The organism is Cellulosimicrobium sp. 22598 (genome assembly GCF_052044445.1).
Lineage (GTDB): Bacteria > Actinomycetota > Actinomycetes > Actinomycetales > Cellulomonadaceae > Cellulosimicrobium > Cellulosimicrobium cellulans_G.
This window is the reverse complement of sequence record NZ_JBQEMZ010000011.1, coordinates 147,642-165,487: the sequence shown is the minus strand read 5'-3', so window position 1 is coordinate 165,487 and position 17,846 is coordinate 147,642. Positions and strand designations below refer to the sequence as shown.

Here is a 17,846-nt window from a genome sequence, read left to right as displayed (position 1 = left end):
GGTCGCCTCGGGCGGCCCCGCGCTCCCGACGCCACGAGGGCGCCGCACCCGGCCGGGTGCGGCGCCCTCGTCGTCCCGCTCGGACTCAGCAGGTCTCCCAGCAGTCGGGGCCGCCGCTCTCCCGGGGCGGCCCGGCGACCTCCCCCTCGTCGAGGTACGTGGTGTGCTCCACGACGTGCTGCAGCGCGGCACCCTCGTCGCTCGTCCCCGCGGTCGGGTCGTCGGCGGTGGGCTCGGAGCCGGACGTGCCGAGGTCGACGTCGAAGGTGAGCTCGAGGAAGCGGTGCTCGGTGGTGTCGTAGACGAGGCGCACGATCCGGTTGCTCTGGTCCTCGCCCACCCACTCGAGACCCTCGCCGGTGCGACCCTGCGTGTCCTGGACGGCACCCAACGGGGTGCTGCCCGTCAGCCCGTTCAGGGTGGCCCAGAGCCCGTCGCGCACGGCGGGCGAGGTCGGCCCGCTCGTGAGGAGGTTCCACGTCTTCTGGGCGAGCGCGTCCTCGTTCACCGACCCGAGCTCCGCCCGGATGCTGTCACGCAGGAGCGCGTCGAGCTCCGCGGGGTCCGTCGGGAGCGTGGCGAGCGCGTCCCAGCTGAGCCGGACGAGCTCCCCGTCGACGACGAGCGACCCGAACGTCGAGCCGGGCCAGGGCTCCAGGGCCTCGTCGCCTTCGAACGCTCGGTACGAGTCGCCCTCCGGGTCGCGGGCGGTCCAGTACGTGATGCCCTGCGAGCTCTCCTCGGTCCGCCCGTCGCTGGTCGTCTCCGTGCTGGTCGTCAGAGTCCGGACCCGCCAGTACGGCCCGTCGGAGGGGCCGTTGCCTTGCGGCCTCCCGTCGGGACCCAGGGCCGCGGCGTCGCCGCCGCTCGCCGGGGCGAGCTGCGAGGGATGGGTGGGACTGGGCTCCGCCCAGTAGCTCGCCGCGCCCACCCCGCCGGCGACGACCGCGAGCGCGCACAGGCCCGAGACCAGGGTGCGGCGCCACCGTCGGGTGCGACGGGCCGTCGGGAGCACGCGGTCGGTGTCGACGTCGATGCGGGGGGCGAGCGTGTCGACCCGCGCACGGAGCGCGTGGACGAACGTCTCGTCGTCGGTCGGAAGGGTGCCGGTCATGGCTGCCTCCTGTCGGTCTGGTCGCTGGTCGGGTGGTGCGGCAGGCGGGCGGTGCGCAGCGCGCCGCCCCGCGCGTCGGCGGGATCGGCGGCGCCGAGGACCGAGCGGAGCTGGGCGAGCCCGCGCGACGCCGTGGACTTGACGGTGCCGACGGAGACGCCGAGGTCGTCCGCGACCTCTCTCTCGCTCAGCCCGACGAGGTGGCGCAGCACGACGATCCGGCGCTGGCGGGCCGTGAGCGTCGCGAGCGCGCGGACGAGGACGTCCCGCTCGGCGTGCTGGTCGGCCCGGGCGTCGCTCGCGGTCTCGGGGAGGTCGGGCGGGGCGACGAGCACCTCGCGGCGTCGGCGGCGCCACGTGTCGACCCGCAGGTTCGCGAGCGTGCGGCGGGCATAGGCGTACGGGTCGCGCTCGCGCGCCGTGCGCCAGTGCAGGTACGTCCGGGTGAGTGCCTGCTGCACGAGCTCGTCGGCCAGGTGCACGTCGCCGCACAGCAGCCACGCGGTGCGCGCGAGCCGCGGCGCGGCGCTCGCCATGAAGTCGCTGAACTCCTGCTCGTGCGAGGTGACGGCGCGCACGACGGGGAGGACGGCGTCCGGGGGTGGGCTCTCGTCGGGCTCGTCGTCGGCCGAGAGGGCGATCGCGTTCACGGTCATGACTGTCACACGCGTGACCGCTCCGGAAGGTTGAGTCTCGTGGTGAGACCGGAGCGGAGATTCGACATCGTTCGCCACGGCCCGCCCCCTTTCGCCATGGGAACGCTCCCACTACCGTGGGTCGCGCACCTCACGACGTCGAAGGAGACGCTCATGACCCAGCACGGCGGCCGCGCCGCACCCCACGAACCTCGCGATCTCGACCCCGCTCCCGCGCCCTCCCCGGGGCTGGACCGTCGCGCCGTCCTCGCGCTCGGCGGTGCGCTCGCGCTCGCCGGGCTCACGGCGACTCCGGCGGCGGCACGACCGGGCGCGACCCTGCCCGCGGCGGCGGGCGCCGTCGGGCAGACGGCCGGTGGCCCGGCGCGGAGCCGCGCGGCGTCGGTCCAGCGCGCCCACGGCTTCCTCGCCGCGGCGACCGACGCCTACCCCGAGGTCAACCCCGGCCCGCGGCTCGCGCAGTCCTACGCCGACCAGCTCGGCCTGTTCTCCACGGCGTTCGTCTACGACAACGCCCTCGCCGTCCTCGCGACGCTCACGGCGGGGCGCCGCTACCTCGACCGCGCCCGGGCGCTCGGCGACGGGCTCGTGTTCGCACTCGAGAACGACCCCGACCACGACGACGGCCGCCTGCGTCAGGCGTACAACGTCGGGCCGTACACGTTCTACGACGGCACGCCGCAGGAGCACGGCCTCGTGCTGCCCGACGGGACGGCGAACGTCGGGTGGCAGTTCGGCTTCCTCGGGACGGCGGTCGGGGACATGGCCTGGCCCGGCATCGCCCTGCTGCACCTGTACGCGGCGACGCGCGACGTGCGCTACCGGGACGCCGCGCTGCGGATCGGCGAGTGGATCGTCGCGCACACGTGGTCCCGGGCGCCCCTCGGCGGCTTCTCGTTCGGCGTCGACGGCGCGAACGTCCCGATCCCCAACGGCTCGACCGAGCACAACATCGACTGCGTCGCGTTCTTCCGCCAGCTCGGCTCCGTGACGCGCGACCGGCGCTGGGACCGGGCCGCCGAGCACGCCCGTGCGTTCGTCGACCGCATGTGGGAGCCCGACGGCGGCTACCTGTACACCGGCACGAACGACGGCACCGAGATCAACCGGGACCCGCTCCCGCTCGACCCGCAGACGTGGGGCTGGCTCGCGCTGCGCGAGCGCCGCTACGCCCGCGCGCTCGACTGGGCGGACGACGCGCTGGCCGCACGGGACGTCGCGGGCGAGGGCGTGTCGCAGCTCCCCGCCGGGACGGTCGTCGAGGGCGTGACGTTCTCGAGCGCCAGCCTCACGTCGACCGCGTCGTACAACGGGCTGCCGGTGCACCAGCAGGGGGTGTGGCTGGAGGGTACGGCGCAGCTCGCGTCGGCGCTCGCGGACCGCGGGGCGCGCGGGCGGGGGAACCGCGACGACCGGCGGCGGGGACGCCGCGGCTGCGAGCGGGACGACGACCGGGTCCGGGCCGAGGGTCTGCTGCGCGAGGCGCAGGGCGTGCAGGAGGGCGTCGGCGCCGGTCAGACCATGGGCGGCGCGGCGCTGCCGGACCGCGGCGGCGTCGTCGCCGCGTCGAGCCTGCTCGACTCGGGCTTCGGGTTCGGGTACTTCCAGGTGCAGCACGTCGGGGCGACGTCCTGGTACGTCATGGCGGCCGCGCGGGCGAACCCGCTGCAGCCCGGTCGCCTCGGCTGACCCGCCGGTGTCAGGTGGTGGGGGCGGGGCCCGTCGTCGTCCCCACCACGAGCTCGACGTCGAGCTCGACCGTCGTCGGGCTCTCGCCCGCGAGCTGGCGGATGACGGCGAGACCGAGCTCGGAGCCCTTGCGGGCGAGCGGCTGGTGGACGCTCGTGAGGACGTCCGGGGCGAGCCAGGGCAGGTCGAGCCCGTCGAACCCGGCCACGGAGACGTCGTCGGGCACCCGCAGGCCGAGCTCGCGCGCGGCGAGCAGGGCGCCCGCAGCGAGCAGGTCGGAGTGGGCGATGACCGCCGTGGGTCGGGTGGCGGGGTCGGCCGGCTCGGTCGACCCGTCCGCGCCCGGGCGTCCCAGGAGGGCCAGCGTCGCGGAGCGGCCGTGCTCGACGAGCGACGCCTCGGTCTCCCAGCTCGCGACGGGCTCGACGACGTCCCGCACGCCCGCGAGCCGGTTCGCCGTCGGCGTGCGGTCCACCTGGGCGAGTCGCCGCGCGTCGATCGGCCCGCTGCGGTCGGAGTTGTCGAGGGGGAGCGAGACCTCCGCGATGCGGGCGTGGCCCAGGTCGACGAGGTGCCGTACGGCGTCGGCCGTCCCGACCCGGTCGCGGATCGCGACGAGCGGTGCGCCCTCGACCGCGCGTCCCTCCCCGATGACGACGGGCACGCCGCGCCGCTGGAGCGCGGCGAGCGTCGCGTCGTCCGACCCCACGCCCCACACGAGGACGGCGACGTCCATGGCCGCGCTCTCGACGAGGGGGTCGACGGCGCGGGCCGGGTCGTCCGACGGGATGCCGGGGATGAGGAGGACGCCGAGGCCGTTCTCGCCGAGGGTCGAGACGAGGCCGTCGAGCACCTGGACGGCGACGGGGTCCCGGAACGCACGGCGGAGCTGGTCGCCGACGACGACGCCCACGACGCCGGACCGCCCCGACCGGAGCTGACGGCCGAGCGGGTTGGGCCCCGTGTACCCGAGCTCCTTCGCCGCGTCGAGCACCCGGGCCCGGGTCTCGGGGGTGATCGGTCCCGCGCCGGAGAAGGCGAGCGACGCCGTCGAGACGGAGACGCCGGCGAGCTCGGCGACCTTCGCGAGCGTGGGGCGGTGGGCCGACGGCCCGGCTGCGGGCTCCCGGTTCCCGGGGGTGTCGCTCATCACGCTCCCTGCCTCCCGCGCGCGCGGGATTCTCGATTGACGCGCGGCCAGCGTACCCGCACACTGGTGACCATGCCTCGAATCGATTCGAAGCGCACCCTCGTCCGTCGGATCGAATCGATTCGAGGAGGTGCTGCGCAGTCACCGACCGACCTCCTGTCCGACCCCCGCGCCCTGTCCCGGGCGCGCTGGGTCCTGCTGGGCGTGTTCGCGCTCAACGGCGTCATGATGTCGAGCTGGCTCGCGCGCATCCCCTCGGTGCGCGACGCGCTCGGCCTCACCCCCGCCGACCTCGGCGTCGTGCTGCTCGCGGGTGCCGTCGGTGCGCTCGCCACGGTCACCGCCGCCGGCCCCTTCGTCACGCGCTTCGGCGGCCGCGTCGCGTTCGCCGTCTCCGCGGTCCTGTTCGGCGTCGCGTTCCTGCTGCTCGGCCTCGGCCCCGCGACGGGCTCCGTCCCGCTGCTCGCCGCGGGCATCTTCGTCAACGGCATGGCGTTCTCGCTCGGCAACGTCCCGATGAACGTCGAGAGCGCGGGCATCGAGCGGCGCGTCGGGCGCACCATCCTGCCCCAGTTCCACGCCGCGTTCTCCGTCGGCGCCGTCGTCGGCTCGCTCGTCGGCGCGGCCTGCGCCCACGCGCAGGTCCCCGTGCTCGTCCAGTTCGTCGCGACGGGCGCCGTCGCCATGGCCTGGCGCCTCGCCGCGATCCCCGCGACGGTCCACGACACGCTCCCGACGCGCGCCCCGGCGGACGCTCCCGCCCCGGTCGAGGCGCTCGGCGACGCCGTCGTCGACGTCGAGACGGCCGGGCTCCGCGCGCGCCTCGCCCGTCGTGGCGCACGGCTCGGGGCGGCGCTCTCGGCCTGGCGCGAGCCGCGCACGCTGCTCATCGGCCTCGTCATCCTCTCGGCCGCGCTGTCCGAGGGGTCGGCCAACGACTGGCTCTCGCTCGCCGTCGTCGACGGGTTCGCGCAGACCGAGGCCGTCGGGGCCGTCGTGTTCGGCACGTTCGTCGCGGCCATGACGGTCATGCGGCTCGCCGGGACCCGCCTCATCGATCGCTTCGGCCGCGTGACCGTGCTCCGCGCCTCCGGCGTCGCGTCGATCGCCGGGCTGCTCCTCTTCGGGTTCGCGCCGACGCTCCCGCTCGCCGGGGCCGGGGTCGTGCTCTGGGGCTTCGGTGCGGCGCTCGCGGTGCCCGTCGGCATCGCCGCCGCGTCCGACGAGCCGCTGCGCGCCGCCAGCCGCGTGTCCGTCGTGTCCGCGTTCGCGTCGATGGCGTCGCTCGCCGCACCGCCCCTGCTCGGGCTCGCCGCCGAGGCCATGGGCGCGCGCCACGCGCTCGTGCTCATCGTCGCCGCGATGGTCCTCAGCGTCCTTCTCGCGCGCCAGGTCACGCCCCTGCGCACCCCGGCCGCGCTCGCCGCCCGGGCAACGCGTCGCCCGGCGGGTGCGGACGACGGCGTGCCGTCCGGGGTGGAGGATGGACCCGAGACCGACGCACCGGTCGCCGTGGACGCCGTCGACCGCACGGTCGACGTCGACCGGGACGGCGCGACCGGCGCCGTCCCGGACGAGGCCGACGACGCGCACCGCCCCCGCCGGGCGCGCCGGCCCCGCGCGACGCCCCGCACCGGGGCGTCCGTCACCGTCCGCCGTGCCGCCGCCCGTCGCCCCCGAAACCGCCTGTCGCACCGTCGCGAGGAGACCTCCGCATGACCGCCGCCCGCACCGACCGTCGTGTCGTCGCGCTCGCCACCTGGGCCGTGTTCGCGGTCTTCTTCCTCAACGGCTTCAACTTCGCGACCTGGGCGTCCCGCCTGCCCGCGGTCCGGGACTCCCTCGGCTTCACCGAGGCCCAGATGGGCCTCCTGCTGCTCTTCATGGCCGTCGGCTCGCTGCTCGCGCTGCCGCTCTCCGGCATGGTCGTGCAGCGGCTCGGCGCGTCGAAGGCGGTCACGCTGTTCGCCGTGACCAACGTCGTCGGCCTCGTCACCGCCGTCACGGGCGTGGCCACGGGGGAGGACGTCGTCGTGCGGGTCGGGCTCTTCCTCGCCGGCATCGGCACGGGCGTGTGGGACGCGGCGATGAACCTCGAGGGCGCCGCCGTCGAGCAGCGGCTCGGCAAGGCGATCATGCCGCGCTTCCACGCCGGGTTCTCGTTCGGCACCATGGCGGGCGCGGGCGTCGGGGCCCTCATGGCCGCGCTGCACGTCCCGGTCCAGGCGCACCTCACGGCCGCCGTCGTGCTCAGCCTCCTCGGCGTCCTGTGGTGCGTGCGGTTCTTCCTCCCGGCCGGGCAGGTGGACCACGCCGTCGTCGACGCGTCGGAGGACGCCGCGGGCGCGGACCCCGCCGCCGCGGCCGGGAGCGGCGCACCCCTCACCGCGTCGGAGAACGCGCGCGGCGCGCTCAGCGCGTGGACCGAGCCGCGCACGCTCCTCATCGGGCTCGTCGTCCTCGCCGCCGCGCTCACCGAGGGCGCCGCGAACGACTGGGTCAGCCTCGCCGTCGTCGACGGCTTCGAGACGTCCGACGCGATGGGGGCGGTCGGCCTCGCCGTGTTCCTCACGGCCATGACCGGGATGCGCCTGCTCGGCACGGGGCTGCTCGACCGGTACGGCCGCGTCACCGTGCTGCGGCTCGGGGCGGCGCTCGCCCTCGTCGGGCTGCTGCTCTTCACGCTCTCGCCGAGCATCTGGCTCGCGCTGCTCGGCGTGGTCGCGTGGGGCATGGGCGCGGCGCTCGGCTTCCCCGTCGGGATGAGCGCCGCGTCCGACGACCCCGCGCGCGCCGCCGTGCGCGTGAGCGTCGTCGCGACCATCGGCTACTCCGCGTTCTTCATGGGCCCGCCCCTCATCGGGTTCCTCGCCGAGCACGTCGGCTACCGCGCCGCGCTCCTCGTCATCGCGGTGCCCGTGGTCGTCGGACTGCTGGTCGTCGGCGCCACGCGCCCCCTCCCGACCGCGGCCGGCTCCGCGGGCCAGCAGGCCGCCCAGCGCTCCGAGGAGACCCCCAACCGCTGACCCGCACCGACCGCAGGGCTTGCCGAGGTAGAGCCCTGGTCGGCCGAGGTAGAGCCCTGGTCGGCCGAGGTAGAGGCGTGGTTTGCCGAGGTAGAGCCGTGGTCGTGGCCGACGGCGGTCTGGTCGCCCTGCGGTGTCTCGCCCTGGTCTGGGCTTGCCTCGGGCGACTGCCCGCAGTGTCAGCTTCGCCCGCACGGTTCCCGCTGCTGCGTGCGGCCGGCGCACGAGAATGCCGCACGCGCCGGCGCCGACGCCGCTGCGCCGCGGACCCGAACCCGCAGGCGGCTGGGCACGCACGTGCCGCGGACCCGACCTGGCAGGCGGCTGGGCCCGCGCGTGCCGCGGTCCCGGCCCGCAGGCGGCAGAGGCCGTGTGCGCCGGGGACCGACCCTGCGAGGTCGACCGTGCGAACGGTGACGGGGCCGGCCGGGGCGGGGGCGAACTACGCTGGGGCGGTGACGTGCGAACCCCTCACCCCCGTCGACCGCGACCTGCCCGAGATCGTCCGGACCGCGCCGGGCCTGCGGCCCGACGCCGTCGGCGCGCCCTCGTTGGCGGAGCTGACGACACTGCGCGTGGGCGGTCCGGCGGACCGGTACGTCGAGGCGCACAGCGAGGCCGAGCTGCTGGAGACCGTGCGGGCCGCGGACGACGCCGGGGAGCCGCTCCTCGTGATCGGCGGCGGGTCGAACCTGCTCGTCGGCGACGAGGGGTTCGGCGGGGTCGTCGTGCGCGACCTGCGCCGCGGGATCACCGTGGACGCGGAGGACTCGTGCGGCGGCGCGAGCTTCCACGCCCCGGCCGGCCAGGACTGGGACGAGCTCGTCGCGCGTGCGGTCGCGGAGGAGTGGGTGGGCGTCGAGGCGCTGTCCGGCATCCCGGGCACCGTCGGCGCCGCGCCCGTCCAGAACATCGGCGCGTACGGTCAGGAGGTCTCGGGCGTGATCTCGACCGTGCGGGTGTGGGACCGTCGGCGGTCGCGCGTGCGCACGCTGGCCCTGGGCGAGCTCGCGTTCGGGTACCGCACGTCGCTGCTGAAGCGCAGCATGCACGCCGCGGTGAGCGGTGACGACGAGCCCGACGGCCCGTGGTACCCGTCCCCGCGCTACGTGGTCCTCGACGTCGGCTTCCAGTCCCGGCTCGGCTCGCTGTCCGCCCCGGTCGCGTACCCGGAGCTCGCCCGGACGCTCGGCGTGCAGGTCGGCGACCGGGCCCCGAGCGCCGACGTGCGCGACGCCGTCCTGGCACTGCGGGCGCGCAAGGGCATGCTGCTCGACGGCGTCGGCCCGGACGCCGCGCCCGCGTCGCCCGAGTCGCCCGACGGCGCCGTGCCCGGGGAGACGGGTCCGGACCACGACCGCTGGAGCGCCGGGTCGTTCTTCACGAACCCCGTCGTCCCGGCGGAGCAGGCCGACCTGCTCCCGGCGGAGGCGCCGCGCTACCCGGTGCGCTCGGCGACGCCGTCTCGCACGACGGGGCCGAGCCTCGGCGAGATCGACCCGACGCTCGTCAAGACGTCCGCGGCGTGGCTCATCGAGCACGCCGGGTTCACCAAGGGCTTCGGCGTCCACGGCCCGGCGAGCCTCGCGCGGCTGTCGACCCGGCACACCCTGGCGCTCACGAACCGGGGCGGCGCGAGCGCGGAGGACCTGGTCGAGCTCGCGCGCGCCGTCCGCGACGGCGTGCGCGAGGCGTTCGGCGTCGATCTGGTCCCGGAGCCCGTCCTCGTCGGCGTCTCCCTTTGACCGACCGGGGGTCAGTAGACGAGGACCGTGGTGCCCGGGTCGGCGTGCCAGGTGTCCCAGAGCCAGTTCATCGCCGAGTTCGCGACGCGCACGCACCCGTGCGACGCGGGCCACGGTGGGATCGAGCCCGAGCCGTGCACCGCGATGCCGCCGGTGAAGAACTTGGGGCGCCACATGTCGCCGAGCTCGAGGCTCGACGAGTGGTTGCCGTCGACCTGCCGGCCCACGTGGAACTCTCCGCGCGGCGTGCCCGCCCGGTAGGTCCGGCCCTTCGCCTCGTACGACTCGCCGTTGCCCGACGACGCGTTGACGACCGTGACGACCCGGCCGTCCTCGACGGCGAGCAGGAGCTGGCGGTCGAGGTCGATCTCGATGACCTTCCCCGACCCGCTGCGGGGCTGCGGCGTGACGCCCTGGTCGAGCGCGGCCTGCGTCGCGGGGCCCACGACGCCGTCGCGCGAGAGCCCGGCCGCCTTCTGCAGCGCCCACACGGCCTGCTGCGTGCCGCCGCCGAAGTCGCCGTCGGGCGCGCCGATGAAGTAGCCGAGGTCGGCGAGACGCTGCTGCAGGGCGACGACGCGCTCGCCGGTCGCGCCGCGCGCGAGCTCCTCCGGCTCGACGGGTGCGGGCGGCGGCTCGGGGGTGGGCTCCGGCGCGGGCGGAGGCGTGCTCGGCTCGGGCTCCGGGGTCTCGGTGGCGGGCGGCTCGGCCGTGGGCGTCTCCGTCGGCTCGGGCGTGGTCTCCGTCGGGCTCGGGCTCGCGGGTGCCGTCGTCGAGGGCCCGTCCGCGGTGGCCGACGGCGTCCGGCCGGGCTCGAGGTCGGGCAGCCCGGCCTGGCAGCCTGCGAGCGCCAGCGCCGCGACCAGCGTGGAGACGACGGCGAGCGACACCGCGCGGGTACCGCGCCGACGTCGGCCCGGTCCGCGCCCCGCTGCCGCGGGAGCGGCGCACGCCGCGTCCCCCGCCGTCGTGGGCGTCGCAGCGCCCGTCCGCGCGCTCGCGGAAGCTCCGTCCACCTGTTCCCCCTCACGTGTGCCGCGGCGTCCGCCGCGGGCACCATCATGCGCCCGGCGAGTGCCTCGGACGTCCGTGCCGGGCGCCTGTCGGCGGATCGTGACTCTGTCGTGACGCGGCGACGGGTCGGGGCGGGCCGGACGGGCTCGGCCGTCCGCCGACCGCCGGACCGTGACCGCGGGCGCTCGCCCGGTCGGCGCTCCGTCCAGCGCGGGTCGTCCAGCGCCGTCCGGTGCCGTTCGACGCCGTTCACCGTGGTTCAGCGTCCGGCGTCCCCCGGCCCGGGTGGCTCGTGGAGCAGCGCCCCGCGCACGACGTCGAGGATCGCGTCGTCGGACAGGCCCGCCTCGCGGCCGGCGCGTACGAGCTCGTGCGCGGCGTGGCGGGCGGCGACGTCGCTCGCGGAGACGCCGTCGGCCACGACGGTCCCGGCGCGACGCCGCGTCGTGACGACCCCGGCCGCCTCGAGCTCGCGGTACGCGCGCGCCACGGTCCCGGGCGCGAGCCCGAGGTCCGTGGCGAGCGCGCGGATCGTCGGCAGGCGGTCGCCGACGCGTAGGCGACCGGCGGCGACGTGCGCGACGACCTGCGACCGGATCTGCTCGTACGGCGCGATCCCCGAGCGCAGGTCGATCTCGACGCGCAGCTCAGCGGGCGGCACGACTTGCCCCTGCCATCACGGGTGCGCCCGCGCGGTCGTCGGCCCACGCGTCCGGGTCCGCGGCGGGCCGGACGGCGACCACGACGGCCGTCAGCGCCAGCCCGACCGCGACGACGACGAGCGCGACCGCCCCCGGGTAGCCCACCCGCGCCGCGGCGTTCGCACCGGTGCCGAGCATCCCCGCGGCCGTCAGCCCGAGCGCGAGCTGCGCGCCCCGCAGGACCCGGTGCGCGGACGCGCGGCGCAGGCCGACGTCCCACGTCTCCTCGACGTGCGCGACGGCGGGCCGACGCGCGACGAGCCGCAGGACGCCCTCGGCGCCCGCGACCAGCAGCACGGCCGCGAGCGCGAGCCACACGCCGTAGAACGTGCCGGGGTAGGGGCTCGCGGTCGAGGTCGTGTCGCCGAGGACGCGGGTCACCGACCGCCCGTCGTCGCCCGCCGTGAGCGCCCCGACGGCCGCGAGCAGCCCGACGAGCGCCCCGAGCGACCAGGTGAGGCGCCGCAGGCCGCGGGGCGCGACGTCGGCGACGGTCCGGGGGCGCAGCGTGGCCGCGCGGACGGCGGTCCGCTGGCGCGGCCAGGTGCGTTCCCCGACGGCGTGCGCGCCGAGGAACGTGAGCCCGACGACCGCGGGGGAGAGGCCCACGAGCACGCCCTCGGCGAGGCCCCCGACGGAGGTTGCGGCGGCCTGGGTGACGACCGCGCCGGCGAGGAGCGCGGCCGTCACCGCGGCGACGCTCACGGTCGTCGCGTGCCGCCGGGCGGCGCGGCGCACCGGGTCCTCCGTGGCGAGCCCGTGGAGCGACGGCTCGGGCGTGCGCGTCGCGGCCCGCACGGCGAGCACCACCGCGACGCCGAGCGCCACCACGAGGGCGAGGACGGCGCCGGTCCACACGAGGTCGTACGTCGCGGGGAGGAAGAGGTCGACGCCCTGCGGCTCGTCCGACGTTTGTATCAACACATCAGTACATTGGCACGCGGTCCTCGGCCCCGTCAAGACCCCGCTCCCCGAACCGGCCCGCCGGGATGAGAGCTCTCTCATCCCGGTCTCACCCGAGACCCACGCGAGCGAGGTTGCCTGGTGCCATGACGCTCGCCCCTCCCGCGCCCGACCAGCGTGCCTGGCTCGACCTGCTCACCGCCCCCGAGGCGGGAGAGCTGCTCGCCGTGGCGCTGGGCGCCGACGGCGCGAGCCTCGACGCGTGGCGCGTCCACCAGGTGCACGCGCGCCCCGGCGCGGAGGTCACCGTCGGGTACGACGTCGTCGCCCGCCGGGCGCTCGCGGCCGGTCCGGGCGGGGGCACCGCCTCGGCCGACGCCGCCGAGTACCTGCTCGCCACGACGGCGCCCCTCTCGCCCGACGCGGTGGGGGCGGGGGTCGTCCGCCTCGCGGACGGTCCGCGCGTCGTGCACGTGTGGCGCCACCCCGCCGACCCGCTGCTGCCCGGCCTCGCCGCCGCGTGCGACGCGGGCGCGCTCGCCCGCCGCCTCGCGGCGGCCGGGGCGCTCGCGCCCGGCGAGGCCGTGGAGTCGGTGACGATGGTCGCCTACCGCCCGCTCCGGCGCGCGGTGCTGCGCGCGCGGACGTCCGCGCGCACGGTCTACGTCAAGGTCGTCCGGCCCGACCGGGCGCGCTCGCTCGTCCGTCGGCACGACCTCTTCCGGTCCACCACCGTGAACGCCCCCCGCTGCCTCGCATGGGACGACGACGGCGTGGTCGTCTTCGAGGAGGCGCGCGGCCCGTCGCTCGCGCAGCACCTCGCGGCGCTCGGCCCGGACGGCCAGCCCACCGCGATCGACCCACGCGAGCTCCTGCGCGCGCTCGACGCCCTCCCGGCCCGCGCGACGACGCTGCGCCGCCGCCCCGCGTGGTCCGAGCGCGTCGAGCACTACGCGGCGTCGGCGCTCGCGGTGCACGCGCTGGACCCGGCGCGCGTGGACCGCGTCGCGCGCGCGGTCCGGACGGCCGTCGCGACGCGCGACCCCGGGCCGGTCGTCGCGACGCACGGCGACTTCTACGAGGCGAACGTCCTGCTCGACGTCCCGGCGGCCGCCGGCGACCCCGCCGCGCCGGGGGCCGGTGGCGCCCGCGTCGGCGTCCTGCTCGACGTCGACACGCTCGGCCCCGGGCATCGCGTCGACGACCTCGCGTGCCTCGTCGCGCACCTCGCCGTGCTCCCGTCGCTCGCCCCAGCGACGTACGGGGGCGTGGGGGCGCTCGTCGACCGGTGCCTGGCCGTGTTCGACGAGCGCGTCGACCCCGCGGTCCTGCGGGCGCGCGCGGCCGGCGTCGTGCTGTCCCTCACGGCCGGCGCGGCGACGCGCGACCTCGCCGACGCGTGGCTGCGGGTCGCGGAGGGGCTGCTGGACGCGGCCCCCGGGACGGTCGCCGCCGACCCCGCCCCCGTTCCTGAGAGCACTCTCATCGGCGCCTCCTCGGCATCTCACGCGTGACCGAGAGGCTCGGACCATGCACGGCCGAGGGGTCGTGCGCACCATCGGACGAAGGAGAAGGATCATGAAGGCACGCAGCGCATGGATCGTCACCGGGGCGCTCGGCGCGGTCGGTCTCGGAGCGACGGTGGCGACCGCCCAGGGCGCGTTCGACGCCCCCGAGCCGGCGACCGTCTCGCCGTCGGTCCAGGTCAGCACGTCGAGCACGCCGACCGGCTCGCCGACCGACGCACCCGCCACGTCCGCGACGCCCAGCCCGACCGACGTCCGGAACGGGACGTCGATCACGACCGTCACGGCGAACACGTCCGCGTCCCCGAGCACCGCGGGCTCGGCGGACACGTCCGGCTCGGCCGTGACGAGCCAGACCCCGAACACGCCCAACACCCCGCCCACGGCGAACACGCCGCAGACGCCGAACACCCCGCCCAGCCCGGTCACGCCGCCGTCGCCGCAGTCGGCCGACTGACCGAGGCGCACTCAGGGCCACCGTTCGACGTGTCAGGGGTGCGTCCGCGCCCGTCGGTTCCGCAGGTCAGCGGGCGACGTCGGCGAGCCGGTAGCCCATGCCGCGCACGGTGACGAAGTGCTCGGCGCCGAGCTTGTTGCGCAGGTAGCGCACGTACACGTCGACGACGTTCGAGCCGGGGTCGAAGTCGTACCCCCACACGCGCGACAGGAGCTGCTCGCGGCTCAGCACCTGGCCGGGGTTGCGCAGGAACGCCTCGGCGAGCGCGAACTCGCGCGCCGAGAGGTCGACCTCGCGCTCGGCGGTGCGCGCGCGGCGCGTGCGCAGGTCGAGGCTCAGGGCGCCGTGCGTGAGCACCGTGACCTCGCCCGCGGGCTCGGTGCGCAGGCGCAGCCGGATGCGCGCGAGCAGCTCCTCGAACCGGAACGGCTTGGCCATGTAGTCGTCGGCGCCGCCCTCGAGCCCGGCGACGGTGTCGGTGACCGACGTGCGCGCGGTGAGGATGATGACGGGGATCGCGTTGCCCGTCTCCCGCAGGCGGCGCAGCACGGTGAAGCCGTCCTGGTCGGGCAGGCCGAGGTCGAGCACGAGGAGCGCGAAGTCACCGGTGCCGGCGAGGTCGAGAGCCTCCCGTCCCGTCGCGACGGTCGTGCTGGCGTATCCCGCCGCGCGGAGTCCCTTCGCCACGAACGACGCGATGCGGGTCTCGTCCTCGGCGACGAGGATCTGGCTCACCGGGTGGTCCTTCCGTCGGGGGCGGGGTACGAGGGCGGACGGCGGTCGTCGGGAGCCGCGTCCGGCGGTACCGGCGGCCCGGGGTCGGGCGGGGGCAACGACGGGGTGGCGGCGGACGGCGCGCTGGGCACCGTCGGCGCGGTGGGCGCCACCGGGGCAGGCGCGGGGGGTCGTCCGGGCGCGGAGCCGTGCGGCCCGGGCGTCGGGCCGGCCGCGTCGGGGGACGCGGCGACGACCGGGACGAGCGGGAGGTCCAGCGTGAACGTCGACCCGACGCCGGGCGTCGACGCGACGAGCACCCGGCCGCCGTGGCCCTCCGCGATCGCCGCGACGATCGCGAGGCCGAGCCCGGCGCCCTCCGGGTGGGCGGCTCCGGGCGTGGTGGCCTGGGCGAACCGCTCGAAGACGCGCGCCTGCTGCTCGGGGGCGATCCCGACGCCCTCGTCGCGGACCCATGCGCGCACGCGCGTGCCGTCGTCGGACACCGCCGAGCCGAGCGCGACGACGGACCCGGGAGCCGAGAACTTCACCGCGTTGGCGGCGAGCTGCAGCAGCGCCTGGGTGAGGCGCTGCGCGTCGGCGCGCACGGCGACGTCGGCCCGCGCGTCGACGAGCCAGCGGCGCTCGCCGAGCGTCCGGACCTTGTCGTGCACGTCGTCGAGGAGGCGGCCGAGGTCCGTGTCGACCGGGCGGACGAAGTCGGGGCGACCGGCGGTCGCGAGCGTCACGAGGTCGTCGACGAGCCGGTTCATGCGGTCGAGCTCGTCGAGCGCGAGGTCGCGCGTCTCGGACGCGTCCGAGGCGTCGTGCGGGTCCATGAGCTCGAGGTGCCCCCGGACCACGGTGAGCGGGGTGCGCAGCTCGTGCCCGACGTCGTCGATGAGCCGCCGCTGCGAGTCGAACGCCCCCTCGATCCGGTCGAGCATGCCGTTCACCGTGCGCGACAGGTCCGAGAGGTCGTCGTTCCCGGTCACCGGGATGCGCGCGGACAGGTCCGTCTCGCCGATGTCCTGCGCGGTGCGTGACAGCGTGCGGATCGGCTGGAGGAGGCGCCCGGCGACGGCCCACCCCGCGACGCCGATGAGCACGAGGGCGCCGAGCGCCACGACCGCGTAGGTCCGGAAGACCTGCGCGAACTCGGCGTGCTCGGCCGAGCGGTCGTAGGCGAGCACGAGGGCCGCGGGCTCCTGGCCGGCCACGGCGCCCGCGCCGCCGACCGTGTGGACCGGGGCGACGAGGGCGCGGTACTCGGCCGTCGCGGTCCGCGGGGAGCGCAGCACGACGTCGTCGCCCGACGCGAGCGGGGACAGCGTGGCGACGAGCTCGGGATCGTCCTCGAGCCGCAGCCGTACCTCCTGCTGCGAGACGAGCGGCGTCCGGCCCTCGCGCAGCCCGAGGATGCCCTCGTTGTGCGCGGGGACCGTGAGCTGGATCGAGGCGACGACGACGTCCTCGGCGGACGTGAAGGGCTCGCCCGTGACGGGGTTCACCCCGGACTCCGCGAGCTGCGCGAGCTCGTTCGCGCTCCGGGTCAGGCTCTCGTCGATGCGCGCGTCGATCTGCCCGCGCTGCAGGAACCAGGCCGCGCCGCCGGCGAGGAGGAGCGCGAGGGCGGAGAGCCCCAGGAACGCCGCGAGCATGCGGGTGCGGACGGTCAGCCCCGCGCGGCGCGTCCGGCCGCTCACCCGTCGCCCCGGTCGGAGCCGCTGCGGTCGTCGTCGTCATCGTCGTCGTCGCTCGACGGCGGGGCGGGCGTCACGCGGTCGTCGTCGTCGTCCCCGTCGTCGTCCCCGTCGTCGTCGTCCCCGTCGTGGTCGTCGTCGGAGGCGGTCGGCGAGGGGGCGGGCGTGGTCGTCGGCGGGGCGGGAGCGGGCGTCACGACCACGGCGCCCCCGATCTCCCGGTCCTGCGGGCGCGCGGCCAGCGCACCGGCGGCGGCCGCGCCTCCGAGGGCGAGCACGAGCACCCCCACGAGCCACGCGACGGTCCGGCGAGTCATGGCCCCAGTATCCGAGAGCAGGATGAGACGCACATGAGAAGAGGAGGCGGCCGGTCAGGCTCCCGCGAGCCAGTCGTCGACGCCGGCCAGCAGGCGCTCCTTCGTGCCCGACGACGCCCGGCTCGCCCGGATCGACGACCGCGCCAGCGCGGCGAGCTCGTCGTCGGAGAACCCGTGCTCGTGGCGCGCCGTCTCGTACTGCGCCACGAGGCGGGACCCGAAGAGCAGGGGGTCGTCCGCGCCGAGCGCGACCCGGGCCCCGGCGTCGACGAGCGCCCCGAGCGGCACCTGACCGGCGTCCTCGTACACCCCGAGGGAGACGTTGGACGCCGGGCACACCTCGAGCGCGATCCCGCGGTCCACGACGTCGTCCAGCACGTGCCGGTCCTCCGCGGACCGCACGCCGTGGCCCAGCCGGTCCGGGACGAGCTCGCGCACCACCTCGTGCACGTGCGCCGGCCCGAGCAGCTCGCCCCCGTGCGGCACGGACGCGAGCCCGGCGCGCCGCGCGATGGCGAACGCGCGCGCGAACTCCGCGGTGTCCCCGCGGCGCTCGTCGTTGCTCAGGCCGAACCCCACGACCTCGCCCGCCCCCTCGCCCGCGTACTGCGCCGCGAGGCGCGCGAGCGTGCGCGCGTCCAGCGGGTGCCGCATGCGCGACGCCGCCACGACCACCGCGACCTCCGTCCCCGTCGCGGCGCTCGCGGACCGCGCCGCGTCGAGCACGATCTCCACCGCCGGGGTGATGCCGCCGACGAACGGCGCGTACGACGTCGGGTCCACCTGGATCTCGAGGCGCCCCGACCCCTCGGCCGCGTCGTCCTGCGCGGCCTCCAGCACGATGCGGCGCATGTCGGCCTCCGAGCGCACGCACGCGCGCGCGGCGTCGTACAGGCGCTGGAACCGGAACCAGCCGCGCTCGGTCGGGGGGAGCCGGAGCGGGTCGCCGTCGACGAGCGCGTGCGGCAGCCGCACGCCGTACTGCGCGGCGAGGTCGCGCAGCGTGTCCGGGCGCATCGACCCGGTGAAGTGCAGGTGCAGGTGGGCCTTGGGAAGCGTCGCCAGGTCTCGCACACGGGGAGTCTGTCACGCGGACCCGGCCCGCGCGTCGGCACGGGCCGGGGCCCGACG

At 76.6% G+C, this 17,846-nt stretch carries 16 protein-coding genes; 6 read left to right on the top strand and 10 right to left on the bottom strand.

The window, feature by feature from the left end:
• Positions 1-85: 85 nt before the first annotated feature.
• Both ACTJIY_RS13780 and ACTJIY_RS13775 read right to left on the bottom strand, forming a co-directional pair.
• Positions 86-1,114 carry a hypothetical protein gene (locus tag ACTJIY_RS13780; protein ID WP_440675281.1) on the bottom strand — a complete coding sequence of 343 codons (1,029 nt, stop codon included), beginning with the start codon at positions 1,112-1,114 and terminating at the stop codon, positions 86-88.
• Complete coding sequence (locus ACTJIY_RS13775; RefSeq protein WP_374615310.1) at positions 1,111-1,764, bottom strand: SigE family RNA polymerase sigma factor; 654 nt, start codon at positions 1,762-1,764, stop codon at positions 1,111-1,113. Before ACTJIY_RS13775 ends, ACTJIY_RS13780 begins: the two co-directional genes overlap by 4 nt.
• Positions 1,765-1,923: 159 nt before the next feature.
• On the opposite strand from ACTJIY_RS13775, the gene ACTJIY_RS13770 reads away from it, so the two are divergent.
• Positions 1,924-3,459, top strand: a complete 1,536-nt coding sequence (locus ACTJIY_RS13770) for a Tat pathway signal sequence domain protein (protein ID WP_440675282.1) — start codon at positions 1,924-1,926, stop codon at positions 3,457-3,459.
• Between the two features lie 10 nt (positions 3,460-3,469).
• Here the strand turns inward: ACTJIY_RS13770 and ACTJIY_RS13765 are convergent, their stop codons facing one another.
• On the bottom strand, positions 3,470-4,609 hold the full coding sequence (locus tag ACTJIY_RS13765) for a LacI family DNA-binding transcriptional regulator (protein WP_440675283.1): 1,140 nt from the start codon (positions 4,607-4,609) through the stop codon (positions 3,470-3,472).
• 72 nt (positions 4,610-4,681) lie between these two features.
• Between ACTJIY_RS13765 and ACTJIY_RS13760 the strand changes: the two genes are divergently transcribed.
• The 3 genes from ACTJIY_RS13760 to ACTJIY_RS13750 all read left to right on the top strand — a co-directional run bounded on the left by ACTJIY_RS13760 (position 4,682) and on the right by ACTJIY_RS13750 (position 9,380).
• Positions 4,682-6,328, top strand: coding sequence for an MFS transporter (locus ACTJIY_RS13760; RefSeq protein WP_440675284.1), 1,647 nt, complete (start codon positions 4,682-4,684; stop codon positions 6,326-6,328).
• Entirely contained in the window at positions 6,325-7,635 is a 1,311-nt protein-coding gene (locus ACTJIY_RS13755; RefSeq protein ID WP_353707783.1) for an MFS transporter, read from the top strand. Before ACTJIY_RS13760 ends, ACTJIY_RS13755 begins: the two co-directional genes overlap by 4 nt.
• A 491-nt stretch (positions 7,636-8,126) precedes the next feature.
• Positions 8,127-9,380: a UDP-N-acetylmuramate dehydrogenase gene (locus ACTJIY_RS13750; RefSeq protein WP_374615321.1), complete on the top strand. Its 1,254-nt coding sequence runs from the start codon at positions 8,127-8,129 to the stop codon at positions 9,378-9,380.
• Between the two features lie 11 nt (positions 9,381-9,391).
• Here ACTJIY_RS13750 and ACTJIY_RS13745 read toward each other — a convergent pair whose 3' ends face one another.
• From ACTJIY_RS13745 to ACTJIY_RS13735, 3 genes are all read right to left on the bottom strand, one after another.
• A complete protein-coding gene (locus ACTJIY_RS13745) occupies positions 9,392-10,396 on the bottom strand; it encodes a L,D-transpeptidase family protein (protein WP_440674316.1) in 1,005 nt (334 codons plus the stop codon).
• A 257-nt stretch (positions 10,397-10,653) separates the two neighbouring features.
• Entirely contained in the window at positions 10,654-11,055 is a 402-nt protein-coding gene (locus tag ACTJIY_RS13740; RefSeq protein WP_253055106.1) for a GntR family transcriptional regulator, read from the bottom strand.
• A complete protein-coding gene (locus ACTJIY_RS13735; RefSeq protein ID WP_440674317.1) occupies positions 11,042-12,016 on the bottom strand; it encodes a hypothetical protein in 975 nt (324 codons plus the stop codon). Before ACTJIY_RS13735 ends, ACTJIY_RS13740 begins: the two co-directional genes overlap by 14 nt.
• Positions 12,017-12,144: 128 nt before the next feature.
• Here ACTJIY_RS13735 and ACTJIY_RS13730 point away from each other — a divergent pair, with 128 nt between their 5' ends.
• Entirely contained in the window at positions 12,145-13,512 is a 1,368-nt protein-coding gene (locus tag ACTJIY_RS13730; protein ID WP_440674318.1) for an aminoglycoside phosphotransferase family protein, read from the top strand.
• Between the two features lie 64 nt (positions 13,513-13,576).
• Positions 13,577-13,981, top strand: coding sequence for a hypothetical protein (locus ACTJIY_RS13725; RefSeq protein WP_440674319.1), 405 nt, complete (start codon positions 13,577-13,579; stop codon positions 13,979-13,981).
• Positions 13,982-14,047: 66 nt separating this feature from the next.
• Here the strand turns inward: ACTJIY_RS13725 and ACTJIY_RS13720 are convergent, their stop codons facing one another.
• Genes ACTJIY_RS13720 through ACTJIY_RS13705 form a run of 4 tightly spaced genes read right to left on the bottom strand, consistent with a single transcriptional unit; the run spans position 14,048 to position 17,789 of the window.
• Entirely contained in the window at positions 14,048-14,716 is a 669-nt protein-coding gene (locus ACTJIY_RS13720; RefSeq protein ID WP_440674320.1) for a response regulator transcription factor, read from the bottom strand.
• Positions 14,713-16,401 (bottom strand): sensor histidine kinase, encoded by a 1,689-nt coding sequence (locus ACTJIY_RS13715; protein ID WP_440674321.1) that lies wholly within the window; start codon positions 16,399-16,401, stop codon positions 14,713-14,715. The genes ACTJIY_RS13720 and ACTJIY_RS13715 overlap by 4 nt, the downstream gene beginning before the upstream one ends.
• Complete coding sequence (locus ACTJIY_RS13710) at positions 16,398-16,715, bottom strand: hypothetical protein (RefSeq protein WP_440674322.1); 318 nt, start codon at positions 16,713-16,715, stop codon at positions 16,398-16,400. Before ACTJIY_RS13710 ends, ACTJIY_RS13715 begins: the two co-directional genes overlap by 4 nt.
• Before the next feature lie 54 nt (positions 16,716-16,769).
• On the bottom strand, positions 16,770-17,789 hold the full coding sequence (locus ACTJIY_RS13705; RefSeq protein WP_253055113.1) for an adenosine deaminase: 1,020 nt from the start codon (positions 17,787-17,789) through the stop codon (positions 16,770-16,772).
• Positions 17,790-17,846 lie beyond the last annotated feature (57 nt).

Coding starts and splice junctions, on each gene's coding strand:
- ACTJIY_RS13780 (WP_440675281.1), bottom strand. CDS start 1,114: ATGACCGGCACCCTTCCGACCGACGACGAGACGTTCGTCCACGCGCTC.
- ACTJIY_RS13770 (WP_440675282.1), top strand. CDS start 1,924: ATGACCCAGCACGGCGGCCGCGCCGCACCCCACGAACCTCGCGATCTC.
- ACTJIY_RS13765 (WP_440675283.1), bottom strand. CDS start 4,609: ATGAGCGACACCCCCGGGAACCGGGAGCCCGCAGCCGGGCCGTCGGCC.
- ACTJIY_RS13760 (WP_440675284.1), top strand. CDS start 4,682: ATGCCTCGAATCGATTCGAAGCGCACCCTCGTCCGTCGGATCGAATCG.
- ACTJIY_RS13755 (WP_353707783.1), top strand. CDS start 6,325: ATGACCGCCGCCCGCACCGACCGTCGTGTCGTCGCGCTCGCCACCTGG.
- ACTJIY_RS13730 (WP_440674318.1), top strand. CDS start 12,145: ATGACGCTCGCCCCTCCCGCGCCCGACCAGCGTGCCTGGCTCGACCTG.
- ACTJIY_RS13725 (WP_440674319.1), top strand. CDS start 13,577: ATGAAGGCACGCAGCGCATGGATCGTCACCGGGGCGCTCGGCGCGGTC.
- ACTJIY_RS13710 (WP_440674322.1), bottom strand. CDS start 16,715: ATGACTCGCCGGACCGTCGCGTGGCTCGTGGGGGTGCTCGTGCTCGCC.